General features: G+C 54.2%; 19 protein-coding genes, 2 tRNA genes and 1 riboswitch. Of the genes, 13 read left to right on the forward strand and 8 right to left on the reverse strand.

What is annotated here, in order from left to right:
• Positions 1-200 precede the first annotated feature (200 nt).
• The 8 genes from JT31_RS22405 (at position 201) to crcB (ending at position 9,714) form a co-directional block, all read left to right on the forward strand.
• Positions 201-3,947: a nitrate reductase subunit alpha gene (locus JT31_RS22405; RefSeq protein WP_038482432.1), complete on the forward strand. Its 3,747-nt coding sequence runs from the start codon at positions 201-203 to the stop codon at positions 3,945-3,947.
• On the forward strand, positions 3,944-5,482 hold the full coding sequence (gene narH, locus JT31_RS22410; protein ID WP_038482434.1) for a nitrate reductase subunit beta: 1,539 nt from the start codon (positions 3,944-3,946) through the stop codon (positions 5,480-5,482). Before JT31_RS22405 ends, narH begins: the two co-directional genes overlap by 4 nt.
• Positions 5,479-6,183, forward strand: coding sequence for a nitrate reductase molybdenum cofactor assembly chaperone (gene narJ / locus JT31_RS22415; protein ID WP_038482438.1), 705 nt, complete (start codon positions 5,479-5,481; stop codon positions 6,181-6,183). The genes narH and narJ overlap by 4 nt, the downstream gene beginning before the upstream one ends.
• Positions 6,183-6,860, forward strand: coding sequence for a respiratory nitrate reductase subunit gamma (gene narI / locus JT31_RS22420; protein ID WP_038482441.1), 678 nt, complete (start codon positions 6,183-6,185; stop codon positions 6,858-6,860). Before narJ ends, narI begins: the two co-directional genes overlap by 1 nt.
• Positions 6,861-6,993: 133 nt before the next feature.
• On the forward strand, positions 6,994-7,335 hold the full coding sequence (locus tag JT31_RS22425) for a metalloregulator ArsR/SmtB family transcription factor (protein WP_038482444.1): 342 nt from the start codon (positions 6,994-6,996) through the stop codon (positions 7,333-7,335).
• Between the two features lie 69 nt (positions 7,336-7,404).
• Entirely contained in the window at positions 7,405-8,694 is a 1,290-nt protein-coding gene (locus JT31_RS22430) for an arsenic transporter (RefSeq protein ID WP_038482447.1), read from the forward strand.
• A gap of 10 nt (positions 8,695-8,704) precedes the next feature.
• Positions 8,705-9,133 (forward strand): glutaredoxin-dependent arsenate reductase, encoded by a 429-nt coding sequence (gene arsC, locus JT31_RS22435; RefSeq protein WP_038482450.1) that lies wholly within the window; start codon positions 8,705-8,707, stop codon positions 9,131-9,133.
• 36 nt (positions 9,134-9,169) lie between these two features.
• A riboswitch (Fluoride riboswitch) is annotated at positions 9,170-9,239 on the forward strand.
• 97 nt (positions 9,240-9,336) lie between these two features.
• Positions 9,337-9,714: a fluoride efflux transporter CrcB gene (gene crcB / locus JT31_RS22440; RefSeq protein ID WP_038482453.1), complete on the forward strand. Its 378-nt coding sequence runs from the start codon at positions 9,337-9,339 to the stop codon at positions 9,712-9,714.
• A gap of 44 nt (positions 9,715-9,758) precedes the next feature.
• On the opposite strand, the gene arsA is transcribed toward crcB, so the two are convergent.
• The 7 genes from arsA to JT31_RS22475 all read right to left on the reverse strand — a co-directional run bounded on the left by arsA (position 9,759) and on the right by JT31_RS22475 (position 14,593).
• On the reverse strand, positions 9,759-11,528 hold the full coding sequence (gene arsA / locus JT31_RS22445; RefSeq protein WP_038482456.1) for an arsenical pump-driving ATPase: 1,770 nt from the start codon (positions 11,526-11,528) through the stop codon (positions 9,759-9,761).
• A gap of 19 nt (positions 11,529-11,547) precedes the next feature.
• A complete protein-coding gene (locus JT31_RS22450; protein ID WP_038482459.1) occupies positions 11,548-11,910 on the reverse strand; it encodes an arsenic metallochaperone ArsD family protein in 363 nt (120 codons plus the stop codon).
• A gap of 74 nt (positions 11,911-11,984) precedes the next feature.
• Entirely contained in the window at positions 11,985-12,530 is a 546-nt protein-coding gene (locus JT31_RS22455) for a sigma-70 family RNA polymerase sigma factor (RefSeq protein WP_038482462.1), read from the reverse strand.
• Between the two features lie 245 nt (positions 12,531-12,775).
• Positions 12,776-12,860 (reverse strand) — tRNA-Tyr (locus JT31_RS22460).
• A gap of 129 nt (positions 12,861-12,989) precedes the next feature.
• A tRNA-Tyr gene (locus JT31_RS22465) sits at positions 12,990-13,074 on the reverse strand.
• 157 nt (positions 13,075-13,231) lie between these two features.
• Positions 13,232-14,074, reverse strand: a complete 843-nt coding sequence (purU, locus tag JT31_RS22470) for a formyltetrahydrofolate deformylase (protein ID WP_038482465.1) — start codon at positions 14,072-14,074, stop codon at positions 13,232-13,234.
• A gap of 63 nt (positions 14,075-14,137) precedes the next feature.
• Complete coding sequence (locus JT31_RS22475) at positions 14,138-14,593, reverse strand: YchJ family protein (RefSeq protein ID WP_071843002.1); 456 nt, start codon at positions 14,591-14,593, stop codon at positions 14,138-14,140.
• Between the two features lie 115 nt (positions 14,594-14,708).
• Here JT31_RS22475 and rssA point away from each other — a divergent pair, with 115 nt between their 5' ends.
• From rssA to JT31_RS22495, 4 genes are all read left to right on the forward strand, one after another.
• On the forward strand, positions 14,709-15,617 hold the full coding sequence (gene rssA, locus JT31_RS22480; RefSeq protein WP_038482471.1) for a patatin-like phospholipase RssA: 909 nt from the start codon (positions 14,709-14,711) through the stop codon (positions 15,615-15,617).
• Positions 15,618-15,698: 81 nt separating this feature from the next.
• Positions 15,699-16,712: a two-component system response regulator RssB gene (gene rssB / locus JT31_RS22485; protein WP_038482473.1), complete on the forward strand. Its 1,014-nt coding sequence runs from the start codon at positions 15,699-15,701 to the stop codon at positions 16,710-16,712.
• Between the two features lie 202 nt (positions 16,713-16,914).
• A complete protein-coding gene (gene galU, locus JT31_RS22490; protein ID WP_038482476.1) occupies positions 16,915-17,823 on the forward strand; it encodes a UTP--glucose-1-phosphate uridylyltransferase GalU in 909 nt (302 codons plus the stop codon).
• Positions 17,824-17,847: 24 nt separating this feature from the next.
• On the forward strand, positions 17,848-19,188 hold the full coding sequence (locus tag JT31_RS22495) for a UDP-glucose dehydrogenase family protein (RefSeq protein WP_038482478.1): 1,341 nt from the start codon (positions 17,848-17,850) through the stop codon (positions 19,186-19,188).
• Between the two features lie 761 nt (positions 19,189-19,949).
• Here the strand turns inward: JT31_RS22495 and hns are convergent.
• The gene (gene hns, locus JT31_RS22500; RefSeq protein WP_008454242.1) at positions 19,950-20,357 is read right to left on the reverse strand and encodes a histone-like nucleoid-structuring protein H-NS; all 408 of its coding nucleotides are present in this window, start codon (positions 20,355-20,357) and stop codon (positions 19,950-19,952) included.
• 556 nt (positions 20,358-20,913) lie between these two features.
• On the opposite strand from hns, the gene tdk reads away from it, so the two are divergent.
• Positions 20,914-21,519, forward strand: coding sequence for a thymidine kinase (gene tdk, locus JT31_RS22505; protein ID WP_038482482.1), 606 nt, complete (start codon positions 20,914-20,916; stop codon positions 21,517-21,519).
• Positions 21,520-21,626: the final 107 nt, after the last annotated feature.

The raw sequence follows: 21,626 nt of genomic DNA on the forward strand, positions 1-21,626 counted from the left end.
TTTCATATTTATATTCAGTAAGTTATGGAAATCTCAGGGATTACACTTTGGGGGTAGATGCCTGGGGCTGCCAGAAAACCACACCAGGAGCAGTTGATCGTCATCAAAAATCCCACCCTTTCTAAGGGTTAACGTTTCGGGCATCAAGCAATGTCGATTTCACCAGAAGAGCCACCAGGCTCCACATCAGGAGTATCCCGATGAGCAAGTTCCTCGACCGGTTTCGTTACTTCAAGCAGAAGGGAGAAACCTTTGCCAATGGACATGGCCAACTACTCGATACCAACCGTGACTGGGAAGAAGGGTATCGCCAGCGTTGGCAGCATGACAAGGTTGTGCGTTCCACCCACGGTGTGAACTGCACCGGTTCCTGCAGCTGGAAGATTTATGTCAAAAGCGGCCTGGTAACCTGGGAAACCCAGCAAACTGACTACCCGCGTACCCGCCCGGATATGCCTAACCACGAGCCTCGCGGCTGCCCGCGCGGCGCAAGCTATTCCTGGTATCTCTACAGCGCCAACCGCCTGAAATACCCGCAGATGCGTAAACGCCTGATCAAGCTGTGGCGTGAAGCGAAAACGCAGCATAACGATCCGGTCGACGCCTGGGCATCTATCATTAACGATCCTGAAAAAGCAAAAAGCTACAAACAGGCCCGTGGGCGCGGAGGATTTGTTCGTTCAAGCTGGGAAGAGGTTAACGAGCTGATTGCTGCCGCGAACGTCTACACCGCAAAAACCTACGGCCCGGACCGCATCACAGGCTTCTCGCCGATCCCTGCTATGTCGATGGTTTCTTACGCCGCGGGCACCCGTTACCTGTCGCTTATCGGCGGCACCTGCATGAGCTTCTACGACTGGTACTGCGACCTGCCGCCTGCGTCTCCGCAGACCTGGGGCGAACAGACTGACGTGCCTGAGTCTGCTGACTGGTACAACGCTGGCTACATCATTGCCTGGGGCTCCAACGTCCCGCAGACGCGTACCCCGGATGCCCACTTCTTCACCGAAGTTCGCTACAAAGGCACCAAGACCGTTGCCGTGACGCCGGACTATGCGGAAATCTCCAAGCTGTGCGACCAGTGGCTGGCGCCGAAGCAGGGGACGGATGCCGCGATGGCGATGGCGATGGGCCACGTCATGCTGCGCGAGTTCCACCTCGACAACCCTAGCCAGTACTTCACCGACTACGTTCGTCGCTACACCGATATGCCGATGCTGGTGACGCTGGAAGAGCGCGATGGATTCTATGCGCCAGCGAATTTGCTGCGTGCGGCAGACCTGGTCGACAGTCTTGGCCAGGAAAATAATCCGCAGTGGAAAACCGTTGCGCTGGCCGACCAGAGCGGTGAGCTGGTTGCGCCAAACGGTTCCATCGGCTTCCGCTGGGGCGAAAAAGGCAAGTGGAACCTCGAGCAGCGCGACGGCAGCACCGGGGAAGAAACCGCGCTGCGCCTGAGCCTGCTGGGCAGCCACGATGAAGTGGCCGAGGTAGGCTTCCCGTACTTTGGCGGTGAAAGCACCGAGCATTTCGACAACGTCAAACTTAAAGACGTGCTGCTGCATAAACTGCCGGTTAAACGCCTGCAGCTGGCGGACGGCTCAAGCGTGCTGGTGGCAACGGTTTACGATCTCACCCTGGCGAACTACGGCCTGGATCGCGGCCTGAACGATGAAAACTGCGCCAGCAGCTACGACGAAATGAAGGCCTACACGCCGGCATGGGCCGAGCAGATTACCGGCGTACCTCGCCAGGATATCGTGCGGATTGCCCGTGAGTTTGCTGATAACGCAGACAAAACCCACGGCCGCTCGATGATTATCGTCGGTGCAGGGGTGAACCACTGGTTCCACATGGATATGGCCTATCGTGGGCTTATCAACATGCTTATCTTCTGCGGCAGCATCGGGCAGAGCGGCGGCGGCTGGGGCCACTACGTTGGTCAGGAAAAGCTGCGCCCGCAGACCGGCTGGATGCCGCTGGCATTCGCCCTCGACTGGCAGCGCCCGCCGCGCCACATGAACAGCACATCCTACTTCTATAACCACTCCAGCCAGTGGCGCTACGAGACGGTCACGGCGGACGAATTCCTGTCGCCGCTGGCGGATAAATCCCGCTATACCGGCCACCTGATTGACTTCAACGTGCGCGCCGAACGTATGGGCTGGCTGCCGTCTGCGCCGCAGCTTGGGACCAATCCGCTGCGCATTGCTGACCGGGCGAAAGAGGCCGGGATGTCGCCGGTAGATTACACCGTCGATCAGCTTAAATCTGGCGGCATTCGTTTTGCGGCAGAGCAGCCGGACTCCGGCTATAACCACCCGCGCAATATGTTTATCTGGCGCTCCAACCTGCTGGGTTCTTCCGGGAAGGGGCATGAGTTCATGCTCAAATACCTGCTGGGCACCGAGCACGGTATTCAGGGCAAAGACCTGGGCCAGGAAGGCGGGCTGATGCCGGAAGAGGTCGAATGGGTCGATAACGGCCTGGACGGCAAGCTGGATCTGGTGGTTACCCTGGACTTCCGCCTGTCGAGCACCTGTTTGTATTCCGACATCGTGCTGCCGACCGCCACCTGGTATGAGAAAGAGGATCTGAATACCTCGGATATGCATCCGTTTATTCACCCGTTCTCCGCCGCCGTAGATCCTTGCTGGGAGTCGAAAAGCGACTGGGAAATCTACAAAGGGATCGCGAAGAAATTCTCAGAAGTTTGCGTCGGCCACCTCGGGAAAGAAACCGATGTTGTGACGCTGCCGATTCAGCATGATTCCGCCGCCGAACTGGCTCAGCCGTACGGCGTCATGGACTGGAAGAAAGGCGAATGCGACCTGATCCCAGGCAAAACCGCGCCGCACATTATTGCCGTTGAGCGCGACTATCCGTCGACGTATGAACGCTTTACCTCCGTGGGACCGCTGCTGGAGAAAATGGGCAACGGCGGGAAAGGCATCAGCTGGAATACCGAGAAAGAAGTCGAGTTCCTGCGCAAGCTCAATTACGTGAAGACCGACGGCCCGGCCAAAGGCCAGCCGATGATCAACACGGCGATTGACGCTGCCGAAATGGTGCTTAGCCTTGCGCCTGAAACCAACGGCCAGGTGGCGGTGAAAGCCTGGGCCGCGCTCGGGGAATTTACCGGCCGCGACCACACGCACCTCGCGCGACCAAAAGAAGAAGAGAAGATTCGCTTCCGCGATATTCAGGTTCAGCCGCGCAAAATCATCTCAAGCCCGACCTGGTCCGGCCTGGAAGATGAGCATGTGTCCTACAACGCCGGGTATACCAACGTTCATGAGCTGATCCCGTGGCGTACCCTGTCCGGCCGCCAGCAGCTGTATCAGGATCACCAGTGGATGCGCGACTTTGGCGAGAGCCTGGTGGTGTACCGCCCGCCAATTGATACCCGTTCCGTGGACGGCATGATGGGCCACAAGTCCAACGGCAACCCGGAAAAAGCGCTTAACTTCCTGACGCCGCACCAGAAGTGGGGCATCCACTCCACCTACAGCGACAACCTGTTGATGCTGACGCTGGGGCGCGGGGGGCCGATCATCTGGCTGTGCGAAGCCGATGCGAAAGAGATAGGTATTGCCGATAACGACTGGGTTGAAGTGTTTAACAAAAACGGCGCGCTGACGGCGCGGGCGGTGGTGAGCCAGCGCGTCCCGGCCGGGATGACCATGATGTACCACGCGCAGGAACGCATCATGAACCTGCCGGGCTCTGAAATTACCGGCCAGCGCGGCGGTATTCATAACTCGGTCACCCGTATCACGCTGAAGCCGACCCATATGATTGGGGGCTACGCGCAGCTGGCTTACAGCTTTAACTATTACGGTACTGTCGGTTCTAACCGCGATGAATTCGTGGTGGTTCGGAAGATGAAAGACATTAACTGGTTAGACGGCGAAGGCAATGACCAGGTACAGGAGAGCGTAAAATGAAAATTCGTTCACAAATTGGCATGGTGCTGAATCTGGATAAATGCATCGGCTGCCATACCTGCTCGGTGACCTGCAAAAACGTCTGGACCAGCCGCGAAGGAACGGAATACGCGTGGTTTAACAACGTGGAAACCAAGCCGGGCCTCGGCTACCCGACTGACTGGGAAAACCAGGAGAAATGGAAGGGCGGCTGGATCCGCAAAATCAACGGCAAGCTGCAGCCTCGCATGGGGAACCGCGCGATGCTGCTGGGTAAAATCTTTGCTAACCCGCATTTACCGGGCATTGATGATTATTACGAGCCGTTCGACTACGACTACCAGAACCTGCACACCGCGCCGGAAGGCAGCAAAGCGCAGCCGGTGGCTCGCCCTCGCTCGCTGATTACCGGCAAGCGAATGAACAAAATCGAAGCGGGCCCGAACTGGGAAGAGCTGCTTGGCGGAGAATTTGAAAAACGCGCGCAGGACCAGAACTTCGTCAACATGCAAAAGGCGATGTACGGCCAGTTCGAAAACACCTTCATGATGTACCTGCCGCGCCTGTGCGAGCACTGCCTGAACCCGGCCTGCGTGGCGACCTGCCCGAGCGGGGCTATCTACAAGCGTGAGGAAGACGGGATTGTCCTGATTGACCAGGATAAATGCCGTGGCTGGCGGATGTGTATCACCGGCTGCCCGTACAAAAAAATCTACTTCAACTGGAAAAGCGGCAAGTCAGAGAAGTGCATCTTCTGCTACCCGCGCATTGAAGCCGGGATGCCAACGGTATGTTCCGAAACCTGCGTAGGGCGTATTCGCTACCTCGGCGTGCTGCTGTATGACGCCGATGCGATTGAGCAGGCGGCAAGCACGGAAAACGAGAAAGACCTGTATCAGCGTCAGCTGGACGTGTTCCTCGATCCGAACGATCCGGCGGTCATTGAGCAGGCGCTGAAAGACGGCATTCCTCAGGGCGTGATCGCGGCTGCGCAGCAGTCTCCGGTTTACAAAATGGCGATGGACTGGAAGCTGGCGCTGCCGCTGCACCCGGAATATCGCACGTTGCCGATGGTCTGGTATGTGCCGCCGCTGTCGCCGATTCAGTCCGCAAGCGATGCTGGCCAGCTGCCGCATACCGGTATTTTGCCTGACGTCGAAAGCCTGCGTATTCCGGTTGAGTACTTAGCCAACCTGCTGACCGCCGGGGACACGGCACCGGTACTGCTGGCGCTGAAACGCATGATGGCGATGCGTCACTACAAACGTGCCGAAACGGTTGAAGGCGTTGTGGATACCCGCGCGCTGGAAGAAGTGGGATTAACCGAAGCTCAGGCTCAGGAGATGTACCGTTACCTGGCTATCGCGAACTACGAAGATCGCTTTGTGGTGCCGACCAGCCACCGCGAGCTTGCGGCAGAGACCTTCCCTGAGCACAGCGGCTGCGGCTTTAGCTTCGGCGACGGCTGCCACGGGAGCGACACTAAATTCAATCTGTTCAACAGCCGCCGGATTGACGCTATCGACGTCTCAAGCAAAACGGAGCCGCACCCATGATTGAATTGCTGATTATCTCCCGCCTGCTGGAGTATCCGGACTCTGCCCTGTGGCAGCATCACCAGGAACTTCATGAAGCCCTTGCGCAGAGCGAAACATTGACGGGCGAGCAGCGTGTCGCCCTGAAAGGATTCATCGATTCGCTGTGCCGCCGTGAGCTGCTGGATGCGCAATCAAGCTACAGCGAACTGTTCGATCGCGGCCGGGCAACGTCGCTGCTGCTGTTCGAACACGTTCACGGTGAATCGCGCGATCGTGGTCAGGCGATGGTTAACCTGATGAACCAGTATCAGCAGGCGGGGCTGGAAATAGACAGCCACGAGCTGCCGGACCATCTGCCGCTGTACCTGGAATATCTGTCCCAGCGCACGCGGGCAGAAGCACAGGGCGGGCTGCAGGACATCGCGCCAATCCTTGCCCTGCTCAGCGCCCGTCTGAAGCAGCGTGAAAGCGACTATGCGCTGCTGTTCGACCTGCTGATTGCCCTTTCTGAAAGCAGCGTCAGCGTGGAGACCGTCCGCCAGCAGATTGCTAATGAAGCACGTGATGACACCCCGCAGGCGCTGGACGCAGTGTGGGAAGAGGAGCAGGTGAAATTTATGGCCGATGACAGCTGTGGAGAGACTGAAATTACCGCGCACCAGCGTCGTTTTGCCGGGGCGGTGGCTCCGCAGTACCTGAATATAGCAGGAGGGAAATAATGCATTTTCTCAACGTCTTCTTCTTTGATATCTATCCGTACCTTTGCGGCGCCGTTTTCCTCATTGGCAGCTGGCTTCGCTATGACTACGGGCAGTACACCTGGCGGGCAGCTTCCAGCCAGATGCTGGATCGCAAAGGCATGAATCTGGCTTCAAACCTGTTTCACCTTGGGATTCTCGGTATTTTTGCCGGGCACTTCCTCGGTATGCTGACGCCGCACTGGATGTACGAGTCGTTTTTACCGCTGGAAATTAAACAGAAAATGGCCATGTTTGCTGGCGGTGCCAGCGGCGTGATGACGCTGGTGGGCGGCCTGCTGCTGCTGAAGCGCCGCCTGTTCAGCCCGCGCATTCGTGCCACCACCACCGGGGCCGATATTCTGATCCTGAGCCTGCTGATGGTCCAGTGCGCGCTGGGTCTGGGCACCATTCCGTTCTCCGCTCAGCATATGGACGGCAGCGAAATGATGAAACTGGTGAACTGGGCGCAGCACGTGGTGACCTTCCGCGGCGGTGCTTCGGAGTACCTGGACGGCGTGGCGTTTATCTTCCGTGTGCACCTGGTGCTGGGAATGACGCTGTTCCTGCTGTTCCCGTTCTCCCGCCTGGTGCATATCTGGAGCGCGCCGGTAGAGTACCTGACGCGCAAATACCAGATTGTTCGCGCCCGCCGCTAGTCCTTCTGCATCATCTTAAGCCCGGTTCATGCCGGGCTTTTTTTACAGAAAACAAATTCGTTTTTTCGAATATGTATATTGACTTTATCGGCCTGAGTTTTACTATGGCGGAGTTCATTCACAGGACTCAATCATGACTGCGTTAACGCCATTACAGCTTTTTAAACACCTTTCTGAAGAGACCCGGCTTTCAATCACCCTGCTGCTTAGGGCGAAAAGCGAGCTTTGCGTCTGTGAGCTGACCGCCGTGCTGGATCAGCCGCAGCCTAAAGTTTCCCGACATCTGGCTATGCTGCGCGAGGGCGGTTTGCTGCAGGACAGAAGAGAGGGGAAATGGATTTACTACCGACTCTCGCCCCATATGCCTGCGTGGGCGGCGGCGGTCATTGAGCAAGCCTGGCAAAGCCAGGGGCATGAAATGCTGGAACGTTTGAAACGCATAGAAGCGAGCGGGTCGATGACGCTTTGTCAGTAAAAAAATTTAACTAAACACATTCGTTTTTTCGCATATGAATTTTGCAATGTTAATGGGGACTGAGTGCATATGTTTTTAGCAGGGGCAATATTTCTTCTCACCATTGTGCTGGTTATCTGGCAGCCGCGCGGGCTGGGAATAGGCTGGAGCGCGATGCTGGGGGCCGGACTGGCGTTAGCCACCGGCGTGGTTCAGGTGGCCGATATTTCCGTCGTGTGGGCGATCGTCTGGAACGCTACCGCGACGTTTATCGCGGTGATTATTATCAGTCTGCTGCTGGACGAGTCGGGCTTTTTTGAATGGGCGGCGCTGCACGTTGCCCGCTGGGGAAAAGGGCATGGGCGGCTGCTGTTTACCTGGATTGTGCTGCTTGGCGCAACCGTGGCGGCGCTGTTTGCGAATGACGGTGCGGCGCTTATTCTGACGCCGATTGTTATCGCCATGCTGCTGGCGCTGGGTTTCAGCCCTGGCGCTACGCTAGCGTTTGTGATGGCCGCGGGTTTTATCGCCGACACCGCAAGCCTGCCGCTTATCGTCTCAAACCTGGTCAACATCGTCTCCGCCGACTTCTTCCAGATTGGGTTCAGCGAATACGCATCGGTGATGGTGCCGGTCAATCTCGCGGCGATAGCGGCGACGCTTGCCATGCTGCATCTGTTTTTCCGCAAAGATATTCCACGGGTCTACGACCTTGGGCTGCTGAAAACGCCGGCCAGCGTCATCAAAGATCCGGCTACGTTTAAGGCGGGTTGGATCGTACTTGTGCTGTTGCTGGTGGGTTTTTTTGCCCTGGAGCCGCTGGGGATCCCGGTCAGCGCGATTGCCGCAGTAGGGGCTCTGATTTTGCTGGCGGTGGCGAAAAAAGGGCATGCGATTAATACCGGTAAGGTTCTGCGCGGAGCGCCCTGGCAGATTGTTGTTTTCTCGCTGGGGATGTACCTGGTGGTTTATGGCCTGCGTAATGCAGGTTTGACGGGGCAGCTTTCCGGCGTCCTGAGCACCCTGGCCGGGCAGGGACTGTGGACGGCGACGCTGGGCACGGGTTTTATCACGGCGTTCCTGTCGTCCGTGATGAACAATATGCCCACGGTGCTGGTCGGGGCCTTATCCATTGAGGGCAGCAGCGCGGGCGGCGTTATCAAAGAGGCGATGATTTACGCCAACGTTATCGGCTGCGATCTTGGCCCTAAAATCACGCCGATCGGCAGTCTGGCTACGCTGCTGTGGCTGCACGTTCTTGCCCGGAAAAAGCTGACTATCGGCTGGGGCTACTACTTCCGCACCGGTATTGTGATGACCATTCCAGTGCTGCTGGTGACGCTGGCCGCGCTTGCCATGCGTCTCTCTTTCTCTCACTGAGCCACCGACGATGAGCAAAATTACCCTTTACCACAATCCTGACTGTGGCACTTCCCGTAACACGTTGGCCATGATCCGCAACAGCGGGACGGAGCCCACGATTATCTATTACCTGGAAACGCCTCCGTCACGCGAGGAACTTGCCGGGCTGCTTGCCGACATGGCGATTAGCGCCCGCGATCTGTTGCGTAAAAATGTTGAGCCTTATGAGAAGTTAGGGCTTGCGGAAGAGAAATTCAGCGACGAGCAGCTGATCGACTTTATGGTGCAGTACCCGCTGTTAATTAACCGGCCGATTGTGGTGACTGAGCGGGGGACGAGACTTTGCCGCCCTTCGGAACGCGTGCTGGATATTCTGCCTGAAGTGCAGCAGGGCGCGTTCAGCAAAGAGGACGGCGAGCAGGTAGTGGATGTGCGCGGCCAGCGGCTGAAACCATAAAACCCGCTTGAAACCGAAAAAGGAAAGGGTAGAATGCCTTCGCAAGGTGATGGCGTTCCACCTTCCCCAACCGCCTCGTTCGGAGGCTGATGACGCCTGGTATGACTCTTTTAATCCAAGAGGCATGTCAGGCTGGTCAACGTTTACCCCCCCGGCTCTGCATGCTTCCCTGACCGTATCGATAAGATAGTTTTGAGGAAAATATGGTTAAACCACTTTTTGCAGTTATTGTTGGTGGCTCGGCAGGGTGCGTTATTCGCTGGCTGCTTGCGTTACGTCTTAACGGCCTTTTTCCTCAGTTGCCTCTCGGCACGCTGACGGTCAACCTGCTGGCCGGGTTGATCATTGGCGGCGCGCTGGCTTTCTTTCTGCGCCAGCCGCAGCTTGATCCCACCTGGAAGCTGCTGATAACCACCGGCCTGTGCGGCGGAATGAGCACCTTCTCAACCTTTTCCGTTGAGCTATTTTCGCTGCTGCAGGGCGGAAATTATGTCTGGGCGATGGCGTCCGTCTTTGCCCACGTGTTTGGCTCGCTTCTGATGACGGCGGTGGGCTTTTTTGTGATAAATGCCGTGATGTAAAAAATACGGACTCAGGCTGCCTGAGTCCGTTCTTCCTTATCAGGTTAGTTCTGGCCGGTTAGCTTCTTCAGCCGTTCAATGCCGACAGGCTCCTCATGCTGAAGCGGCGTAAGGGCGATGCGCCTCGCATGAACGTTTTGGATTTCCTGAATAATCGGCCTTTCCCTTTCGGCCCGGGCCTCGAGCAGCGGCGAAGTAGGCTGCGCGGCGGCAATACTGTTATTAATCACCCATGCCCAGGGTTCAATCTCCGCTCGCCGCAGATCGTCCTGCAGGCTAGCGGCCTCCAGCATCGGCGTGGTTTCCGCCAGCGTGACTATAATCACCTTCGTTTGCTCAGGATCTCGCAGTTGCATCATCGGGGTGAGATATCGCTCTTCGGTGCTGCCCATCTGGCGAACCATCTCTTTGTGATAGTTACCTGAGGCGTCCAGCAGCAAAAGCGTGTGCCCGGTCGGAGCGGTATCCATAATAACGAACCGATCGTTCGCCTCTTTAATGACGCGCGAGAAAGCCTGGAATACCGCAATTTCCTCGGTACACGGGGAGCGAAGGTCCTCTTCTAACACGGCGCGTCCTGCTTCATCGAGATCTTTGCCCTGGTTGTCCATCACAAAGCGGCGATAACGCTCGGTTTCTGCTTTAGGATCGATTCTGCTGACCGTGAGGCCGGGCATCGCATCCGCAAGGGTATAAGAAAGATGCGCGGCCGGATCGGAGGTCGTCAGATGTACGCTGTGCCCCCGGCTTGCCAGCGAGACGGCAAGCGCGGCGGCAAGAGTGGTTTTTCCTACGCCGCCTTTACCCATCGTCATTACCAGGCCTTTCCCGGCGAGGCTTAATTCGTCTACTAAAGTAGACAGCGGAGGCAGGGCGAGATCGTTCGGGAGAACCACCGCGTTAAAACCGGCGATCTTCTCTTCCTCTGGATTCAGTAATGCCCTTAGCGCACCCACCCCAACCAGGTTAAACGACTTCAGCGGCAGCTTAGTTTGTGGCAGAGACATTAGGTTTGCAGGCATTTCGCTCAGGGCTTTTTCTTCTCGCGCCAGAATGCTTTGCGCCAGCGGGTCGTGCTCAGATAATCGAGGCGTGAGAACGCCGTTGATGGCGAGATGCTGGTGCTTTAAGCCCAGGTGATAAAGCTCGTCGTGGGTATGTGAAACTTCTTTTAACGTGGAGGTCTGTGCGCGGGCGACTAACACCAGACGAGTCAAATTTTCATCCGCCAGGGCGGTGACAGCATCTGCATACTGATGCTGCTGTTTTTCAAGGCCCACCAGCGGGCCAAGGTTTGCCGCCGCGTCCGGGTTGGCCTCCAGATAACCGCTCCATGCGCCCGGCAGTTCGAGCATGCGGATTGTGTGCCCGGTTGGCGCCGTGTCGAAAACAATGTGCTGGTATTTCTCGCGCAATATTTCGCTGGTCAATAGCGCGGTGAACTCGTCAAAAGCGGCAATTTCGGTCGTGCAGGAGCCTGAAAGCTGCTCTTCTATGCTGCGCACAACCTCTGCCGGCATCTGGTCTCGTACCGGATTAAGGACCCTGTCGCGATAGGCCTGTGCGGCCGCGAGCGGGTCGACTTCCATCGCATCAAGGCCCGGCGCTTGTGCCACGGCAACGATTCGATGTCCGATCTGCTGATTGAACACCTGACCCACGTTTGAAGCCGGATCGGTACTTACCAGCAGCGTGCGTTTGCCGCTGTCGGCAAGCCGGACGGCGGTAGCGCAGGCCAGCGAAGTTTTGCCCACGCCGCCTTTGCCGGTAAAGAAAATAAACTGGGGTATGTCGATTAAGAAAGACATTGGCATGATTTGCTCCTGAAATAAATTATGGCAGACGGGGAATTGTGCAACAGCCGGGCTCCGTGCCGTGCTGCTCCCAGTCCTGAGAAAAAGGAACGTCTGCCCAGCGGGCCAGATCCGCTCGCGCGGGACGCTGGCCTGACATCGCCAGGACGCCATCCACCAGGACAACGGGCAGCGCGTTCGAACCCACGTCATTCAGGATGTTTTTCACGATGGGATTGTTGATAAAACTGGCGGGATTTTTCGCCAGATTATAACGCTGAAGAGCAATTCCGTTTTGCTTCGCCCAGTCGAGGTCGGCGCTCCACTGCAGGTCTGTTTGCTGCACGTTCACGCTGCTGGTCGCGCAGCACCCGGCAGCTTCATAAATTTCAATTCTGGACATGTTGTTTGCCTCAAGAGTAAGCCACAAAGCGTGGTACTGAGGTAAACGAACGAAGAGAGGAAAGGATGCAAAAATTAATGCATTTTTTTATGGCAGCAGACGGGGGAGGTTTCATCCGCTTCAATGCCACACAGCTCGACCAACTTTTCCTTCAGGCTGAGTCTCGCCCGCAGTAGCCTGGATTTAAGCGCGCTAAGCGTCAGGTTCAGTTCATCGGCAATTTCCTGCTGAGGGCGGCGAGAAATATCGCACTGTTCAATCAGCCATGCCGCATCAGCCGGGAGAGCCTGGAGCGTTTCCGGCAGGCATGGTGCTAATAACGACACCGGCTCATCTCCGGTATCTTCGCGAGTGAGCTCTGCGGGAATTTCAACGAACGTTTTTCCCAGACGATGCTCGTCAATCAGCAGATTTCGGGCCGCACGGTAGAGCCAGGAGAGCGGGTAATCCATCTCACAAAATGTTTCTGCGTTTGCCCGTGCTTTTAAAAACAGCTCCTGCAGGAGGTCTGCGGCTTTGTCCGGATCGGCGGTTTTTGCCAGCAGGAAGTGATAAAGCTCTGCCTGATGCTGAAGCCAGAACGGCGTCATGCAGGTGTTGAAGGCTTTTATCGCAGGCATGTTTTTCCCTCTCAATAAAGACGGAAATAGCATAACGCAGTTTGGAACGAGGCTGAAAGCAAACTGGAAGATAGTGCGAATTTGAAGGTCTGGATTTTGTTCTGGAAGATGGTGGCGGGGGAAGGATGATCGCGCGGCGCGCGTTCTCACTGGCGTGAGTCGAACCTTAATCGAAGCTTTTCGTCCTTCCCCGACGGGAATCTGGAAGATTGTGTAAGCTTTTGGCTTTGGATTTGTTCTGAAGATGGTGGCGGGGGAAGGATTCGAACCTTCGAAGTCGATGACGGCAGATTTACAGTCTGCTCCCTTTGGCCGCTCGGGAACCCCGCCAGGGGTAGTGCTTTGAATTGTCAGATGGTGCTGGTGGAAGGATTATTCGTCGCTTCACTTCTCACCCTTCCCGATAAGTGAAAACATTGCTTCATCTCATCGGTATTACCACATCGCTGTGGTGAATAATGGTGGTGGGGGAAGGATTCGAACCTTCGAAGTCGATGACGGCAGATTTACAGTCTGCTCCCTTTGGCCGCTCGGGAACCCCACCACGGGGTAATGCTTTTTACTGGCCTGCTTCGCTGCGGAAGCGGGGCGCATCATATCAAATGAAGCGCCGCTGTAAAGCACTCACTTTAAGAAAATGAATCGTTTGCCGATTTTTTACGCGCAGCGCCTTAAAGCTAACCAATTCATTTTCCGTGTGATTACAGAATGATCGTGCGGTTGCCATAGACGAAGACGCGCTGCGCCAGCACTTCGTACAGGGCTCGGCTCAGCACGTTTTTCTCTACGTCACGCCCGGCACGCATCATGTCGTCGGCGGTGTAGGTGTGATCGACGTGAATCACGTCCTGCATGATGATCGGACCTTCGTCCAAATTATCATTAACGTAATGCGCGGTAGCGCCGATAATCTTCACGCCGCGTTCATAGGCCTGGTGATAGGGACGTGCGCCAATAAATGCCGGCAGGAACGAGTGGTGGATATTGATAATCTGGTTCGGGAAACGGGCGACAAATTCAGGCGTTAGTACCCGCATGTATTTTGCCAGCACCACGTAGTCCGGCTTGTGCGCGTCAATCGCGTCGGCCATTTGCATATCATGTTCTTCGCGGGTCATGCCTTCATGGCTGACTAGCTGGAACGGGATATCAAAACGTTCCACTAAGGTACGTAGCGTTTCGTGGTTGCCGATGACGGCGGCAATTTCTACGTCCAGGCCGCCGTAGGTGGCTTTCATCAGCAGATCGCCAAGGCAGTGGGCCTCTTTGGTGACCAGAATGACAATGCGGCGGCGGCCTGCAGGCGTGAGTTCACGAATCGAACCTTCCGGCAGCGCGCTGTCCAGGTCCGCCATCAGCGTGTTGTCGTTGAAAATGCCTTCAAGCTCGGTACGCATAAAGAAGCGGCCGGTACGATGATCGACAAATTCATTGTTCTGAACGATATTGAGTTCGTGTTTGTAGCAAATATTGGTGATTCGCGCGATGAGACCCTTTTGATCGGGGCAGATTGTGCGGAGAACTTTACGTTGTAATGCCTGCATGAAGAGAGAAATCCTGTTGAACGGTGTTTGCGAAACAATAATGCTGTTATGCAGTGAAGGCTATCACCCGCAGCATTTTTTATATTTTTTACCTGAACCGCAAGGGCAGGGGTCATTACGACCGAACTGCGGGCGGAGGCCGTCGATATAATACCATTGGCCGCTTTCCCTGACGAAACGGGAACGTTCAATGATGGCGCTTTGCTTGCCGTTCTCACGAAAACGAGCAACGAAACTGACGTATCCTTCGTGGGCATCTTTGCCTTCGGCCTCTTCGTATATCGTCAGGCCGAGCCATTCCGTCTCGCCAAAACCGTTGGATATTTCTGAATTTAAGGACGGACGGCGGCAGCTTTCATGCCAGCTCGATACCAGATAGTCGGCATCTTGTTTCACAAAAGCGGTATAACGAGAGCGCATAAGCTGTGATGGGCGTTGCGGATGCTGGCCGGCGCTTAGGTAAGGCTGACAACATAAGCTATACTCCAAACCGCTGCCACAGGGACAAAGTTGCAACATTACATCTCCAGGAAAAAAATAAACGGCGTCAATAACACTACGGCAGCGCTTATGTTAACTGAGCAGTGGCGTTGGCGTCACGGAGTGATTACCGGGGAAGATTGACCGAGGCGTGATGAGACAGGTAAAGATCGGCCTGGCATTAGGGTCGGGTGCTGCAAAAGGATGGGCGCACATTGGCGTTATCAATGCGTTAAAAAAAGCAGGGATCCAGATTGATGTCGTGGCAGGGTGTTCCGTCGGCGCGCTGGTCGGTGCCGCCTATGCCAGCCAGCGGTTGCCGGTAATGGAACGCTGGGTACGATCGTTTAGCTACTGGGACGTTCTGCGTCTGATGGACCTGTCCTGGAGCCGCGGGGGCCTGCTTCGCGGTGAGCGCGTATTCAACAACGTTCGTAAAATCATCCCGGAAACGGCTATTGAAGGCTGCGGCCTGAGATTTGGCGCCGTGGCGACCAACCTCAGCACCGGGCGAGAGCTGTGGTTTACCGACGGCGATTTACATCAGGCTATTCGCGCCTCTTGCAGCATGCCGGGGCTTTTGTCGCCGGTTGCACATAATGGTTACTGGCTGGTGGACGGAGCGATAGTTAATCCTGTGCCGATTTCCCTGACTCGTGCCCTGGGCGCGGATATCGTTATTGCGGTAGATTTGCAGCATGACGCGCACCTGATGCAGCAAGATTTGCTGTCGGTGAACATGACGCCATCGGCCGATGAGCCGTTGGCGCAGGCTACTTCCTGGCGCGGCCGCCTGCGCGAGCGTCTGGGGAAAATGACGCATCGCCGGGCTAACGTGACGCCGACCGCGATGGAAATCATGACGACCTCTATTCAGGTGCTGGAAAATCGTCTTAAGCGCAACCGAATGGCTGGCGATCCTCCTGATATCCTTCTGCAACCGTTTTGCCCGCAAATCTCTACGCTTGACTTTCACCGCGCCTCAGAAGCTATTGCGGCGGGCAGTCTGGCGGTTGAGAAAAAAATGGATGAGCTATTACCTCTGGTTCGTACACATGTTTAAGTTTGTACTTAAACCATTTCTGACAGGCGCTCGTTGCGATACCGTGCCACTATTGAATTATTGCCAGGCAGAGGAAAACGCATGAGTTACCCGCTGGAAGGAAAACAAATCCTCATTGTTGAAGACGAGCCCGTTTTCCGCTCCCTGCTGGACAGTTATCTGACTTCCCTTGGGGCGGGAACGCTGCTTGCCTGGGATGGTAAAGACGCGCTCGAAAAGCTGGGGCAGGCGGTGCCGGACCTTCTGATTTGCGATCTGGCGATGCCGAGAATGAACGGCCTTGAGCTGGTAGAGCACCTGCGTAATGAAGGTAACCAGACGCCCATTTTAGTCATTTCCGCGACAGAAAATATGTCCGATATCGCCCAGGCTTTACGGCTTGGCGTGCAGGACGTTTTGCTGAAACCAATTAAAGATCTTAATCGATTAAAAGAGACGGTGTTGTCCTGTATCTATCCGACGATGTTTAATTCGCGGGTCGAAGAGGAGGAGCGCCTGTTTCAGGACTGGGATGCGCTGGCGCGGGATCCTCAGGCGGCCTCAAAGCTGTTGCAGGAACTTCAGCCGCCGGTGCAGCAGGTTATATCCCGTTGTCGAATAAATTATCGCCAATTAATATCGGTCGATCAGCCAGGCCTGGTGCTCGATATTGCACCACTTTCAGATAATGACCTGGCATTTTATTGTCTCGACGTTACCCGCGCCGGAGATAACGGTGTATTAGCCGCGCTGTTGTTACGAGCGTTATTCAACGGGCTGCTACAGGAACAACTTTCCCATCATGGGCAGCGTTTGCCGGAATTGGGTAATTTACTTAAACAGGTCAATCAGCTATTGCGACAGGCAAACCTGAGCGGGCAATTTCCGCTGATAGTTGGTTATTATCACAGCGGTTTAAAAAACCTCATTCTTGTTTCTGCCGGACTTAACGCCACGTTAAATACCGGCGAGCACCAAATTCAGGTCAGCAACGGCGTTCCGCTGGGGACGCTCGGCAACGCGTACCTCAATCAAATCAGCCAGCGGTGCGAGGCGTGGCAGTGCCAGGTCTGGGGCTCTGGTGGGCGTTTACGGCTGATGTTGTCTGCAGAATAAACAACGGAACAACTGATTACATTTAGCTTTTTTCCTGGCTCTCGGGCGGTGGTAATATCGCGACCAACTTAATCGTATTTGTCTTAAATTAGCCGCTGCCGGGGTAAACGGGGGGCGGTTTTTGTTTTTAAGCTGATATACTCAACCGCGTTTTTAAATTGACGACAAGTGTGAAACTTGAACAGTCCTGGAGGTTTTTTCAATGGCTGCCATTAATTCTAAAGTAACTAAAGCTGTTATCCCGGTTGCGGGATTGGGAACGCGCATGTTGCCGGCAACAAAGGCAATTCCAAAAGAGATGCTGCCGCTGGTTGATAAGCCGCTGATTCAGTATGTCGTTAATGAGTGTATCGCCGCCGGTATTACTGAAATCGTCCTGGTGACCCACTCTTCGAAGAACTCCATCGAAAACCACTTCGATACCAGTTTTGAACTGGAAGCGATGCTTGAGAAGCGCGTTAAGCGTCAGCTTCTGGAAGAAGTTCAGTCTATCTGCCCTCCGCACGTCACCATTATGCAGGTACGTCAGGGTCTGGCGAAAGGCCTGGGCCATGCCGTGATGTGTGCACACCCGGTTGTGGGCGATGAGCCTGTCGCCGTTATCCTGCCGGACGTTATTCTGGACGAATTTGAGTCCGATCTTTCCCAGGACAACCTGGCGGAAATGATTCGCCGCTTCGATGTGACCGGAAACAGCCAAATCATGGTTGAACCTGTTGCCGATGTGACCGCCTACGGCGTGGTTGACTGCCAGGGTGCATCGCTCTCTGCCGGTGACAGCGTGCCGATGGTCGGCATCGTTGAGAAGCCAAAAGCGGACGTTGCGCCGTCAAACCTGGCCGTTGTAGGACGCTATGTGCTGAGCGCGGACATCTGGCCGCTGTTGGCTAAAACCCCTCCAGGCGCAGGTGATGAAATTCAGCTCACCGACTCTATTGCCATGCTGATGGATAAAGAGACCGTTGAGGCTTACCACATGAAGGGCGTGAGCCACGATTGCGGCAACAAGCTGGGCTATATGCAGGCGTTTGTTGAGTACGGTATTCGTCATAAAACGCTGGGTGAAGATTTTAAAACCTGGCTTGAAGCCACCGTTGGCGCGAAGAAATAAGTCAATTCAACGCAGGATGGTAAGATGAAAGTTACCGTATTTGGTATTGGCTACGTTGGCCTGGTCCAGGCCGCCGTGCTCGCGGATGTAGGGCACGATGTCATGTGCATCGACGTAGACGCAAAGAAAGTGGAAAACCTTAAAAAAGGTGAAATCCCTATCTTTGAGCCAGGCCTTGCGCCATTGGTAAAGAAGAATTATGAAGAAGGGCGCCTGCAGTTCAGCACCAACGCTGAAGAAGGCGTTAACCATGGCGAAATGCACTATATTGCCGTGGGGACACCTCCTGATGAAGACGGATCCGCTGACCTGAAATATGTGACTGCCGTTGCGCGCACCATCGCGCAGTATATGGATTCGCATAAAGTCGTTATCGACAAATCAACGGTACCTGTTGGCACGGCGGATAAAGTGCGTGCGGTGATGGAAGAAACCCTCAAATCTCGCGGGCTGGAGATTAACTTTGATGTGGTTTCTAACCCGGAGTTCCTGAAAGAAGGTGCGGCGGTTGCCGACTGTATGCGTCCTGAACGCATCGTCATCGGGACGGATAACGAAGAGGTTGTTGACCTGCTCCGTGAGCTGTATGAGCCGTTTAACCGCAATCACGATCGTATGATTCTGATGGATATCCGCAGCGCAGAGCTGACCAAATATGCGGCCAACTGCATGCTGGCAACCAAAATCAGCTTCATGAACGAAATTGCTAACCTGGCCGAGCGGCTTGGGGCTGACGTTGAAAAAGTGCGCATGGGGATCGGCTCCGACTCCCGTATCGGCTACAGCTTTATCTACCCAGGCTGCGGCTATGGCGGTTCATGCTTCCCTAAAGACGTCCAGGCGCTGATTCGCACCGCTGAGCAGATTGGCTACACGCCACGTATTCTGCAGGCTGTGGAAGAAGTTAACTACGCCCAGAAGCAGAAACTGCCAGAGTTTGTGATTCGCCACTTCGGTGAAGATTTGAAAGGTAAGACCTTCGCACTTTGGGGACTTTCCTTCAAGCCGAACACGGACGATATGCGAGAAGCGTCCAGCCGGGTGCTGATCGAAGCGCTTTGGGAACGTGGGGCCGAAGTACAGGCCTACGATCCTGAAGCGATGGACGAAACGCAGCGCATTTATGGCCACCGCGGCGATTTAAGGCTGATGGGGACCAAAGAGGCTGCCCTACAGGGCGCTGACGCGTTAATTGTCTGTACCGAATGGCAGAGCTTCAAGGCGCCGGATTTCGATCTGATGAAGAAGTCGCTGAAGCAGCCGGTTATCTTTGATGGTCGTAACCTTTATGATCCTGAAAGACTCAACAAGCGCGGTTTTGTCTATTACGCCATCGGTCGCGGTGCATCTATTAATATCGTCTAAATAACCCCCCCTGGTTATTTAAGGTGACCGGCACGGTAGCGCTTTCAGCAAGCCTGTACGCTGCCGGTCACGTTTCCTCTCTGGTATTCTCCCTGACTCCTTAAATCCGCTCAACTGCGTTTCTGCGCGGTATTTTAGCCTGCCTCGAGGTATGTTTTTGCCGGAGACGGCCAGCCGCTGTCTTTAATGCAGCCGGGAACGAATATGTGGCGTTCATTATTTGACCATTGGGCGTGTTGGTCGGTAAACGCAGGGTGATATGGTGATTAAAATGACCCAGGGGTTGTTTACGTCGATATTGGGATGGCGGCGGCAGTAATAAAACGCCTTAGTGGAGTCGATAAGTAAATGCGTCGTGCGTTACTTAAGGGAGGATAAAACGAACATAAGGCAGGCTCAATAATCACCCTGAGTGAGGGTTGTATACCGGATTAACCATTATGCCAGGCGTGGATTCAACTCTTTGCGTAATGTCTCATTTTTTGTTGATAACGCTAATGGAGTATATACATCCAGGAAAAGGATTATCTCAAAGTCAGATAAATCCATTGCAGGGTTAACCCGATGATTAGCGAGCGAAATTAACTGTACTTAAGGACAGGTATTGTATCTAAAATATTTAGTCGATTCGTTAATAAAGAAAAATAAGCTGTTTTATGATTGTTTTGCTGAGGCAAGGGTATGGTGGGACAGAAAAGTGAAGATCGTCAGAAATAAAAAATCCCGCCGGAGCGGGATCTTAATAAGCAGCACTGAGAGGATTACAGCAGGAAGTCTTCCAGCTTCTTACCTTGCTCATCCATTGCTTTCTTGATAACTGCTGGCGTACGACCCTGGCCGGTCCAGGTTTTAGTTTCGCCGTTTTCGTCGATGTACTGGTATTTAGCAGGACGCGCTGCGCGTTTTGCTTTACCTGCAGATTTAACAGCAGCAATGCTGTTCAGCAGTTCATTAGGGTCAATACCGTCAGCAATCAGCATTTCACGGTACTGCTGCAGTTTACGAGTGCGCTCTTCAACTTCAGCGGCTGCCGCGTTTTCTTCTTCACGACGTTCGTTAACTACAACTTCTAATTTTTCCAGCATCTCTTCCAGAGTTTCCAGGGTGCATTCTCTTGCCTGGGCACGAAGAGTACGGATGTTGTTCAGAATTTTAAGTGCTTCGCTCATTGTAGTAATCTCAAACTTATTATTGGGGGGGTGACGTTTGAGCTAATAATAGAGCGTTATATTAAGTTCTGCAATAGCCGTGAATGTAAGGAATTCAAAATTTGCTGATATATATGCGGCGGTTTAAATACCGTTAACTTAATTTCTGGCTCCCAGGGCACGCGAAATGGCACTTTAAGACTCAAATTTTAGACAACAACCCTGGCATCAAAAGGGTTTGTTGCAGGCAGAAAAAGAGAGAAATTTTGCATTAATCATCAAATATCGGGCGATGGTATTAATGTTTATGACCACTGCAGGCTGTTTACAATTTATAATAATTGAGCTGCTAAATAATTTCATGAGAGCGCGTTAAACGTGCGGGAAGGCTTCTGCCGTGGCGGTTCCATATCTTCACGTATACAACTATTACCCGCTGTATAAGCAGGATTTATTAATATATCTGATGCCATTAACCCGGATGTTTAGCAAGGTAATCGGCAATCCACCGACGCCGTACAGTGTGGTACAATCCGCCGAAACATAATTTACACTTTTGATTCAGGCTACAGGTGCAATGGCTCAACTCTATTTTTACTACTCAGCAATGAATGCGGGAAAATCGACCGCGCTGCTTCAATCCTCGTGGAATTACCAGGAAAGAGGGATGCGCACGTTGGTGTATACAGCAGAGATAGATAATCGTTTTGGTGTGGGAAAAGTCAGTTCACGTATTGGGCTGTCGTCTCCTGCAAAGCTTTATAACGCGACAACAGACCTGTATGCCGACATTCGTGCAGAGCAGCAATCTGCGCCCGTGCACTGCGTGCTGGTGGATGAAAGCCAGTTCTTATCTAAAGAACAGGTTTATGCTTTATCTGACGTTGTCGATGAGCTTGATATCCCCGTCTTATGCTACGGCCTGCGTACGGATTTCCGCGGTGAGTTATTCAGCGGCAGCCAGTATCTGCTGGCGCTGTCAGATAAGCTGGTTGAGCTGAAAACGATTTGTTTTTGCGGGCGTAAAGCAAGCATGGTGCTTCGTCTCGATCGGGAAGGGCGTCCTTATAATGAAGGCGAGCAGGTGGTGATCGGCGGCAATGAACGTTACATCTCGGTTTGCCGTAAACATTATAAAGAAGCGTTAATTAAAGGCTCTCTGCAAGAGATGCAGGGCAGTTAATTTAAAAGAGGGGTAACTCCATTGCCCCTGCATTAAGCGTGCTATAGCGGCTTGTACAAAGCGTCCACGCATAAAAAAACCCGCCAGAATGAGGCGGGTTTTGTGTT

Origin of the sequence: Cedecea neteri (genome assembly GCF_000757825.1) — a bacterium.
GTDB lineage: Bacteria > Pseudomonadota > Gammaproteobacteria > Enterobacterales > Enterobacteriaceae > Cedecea > Cedecea selenatireducens.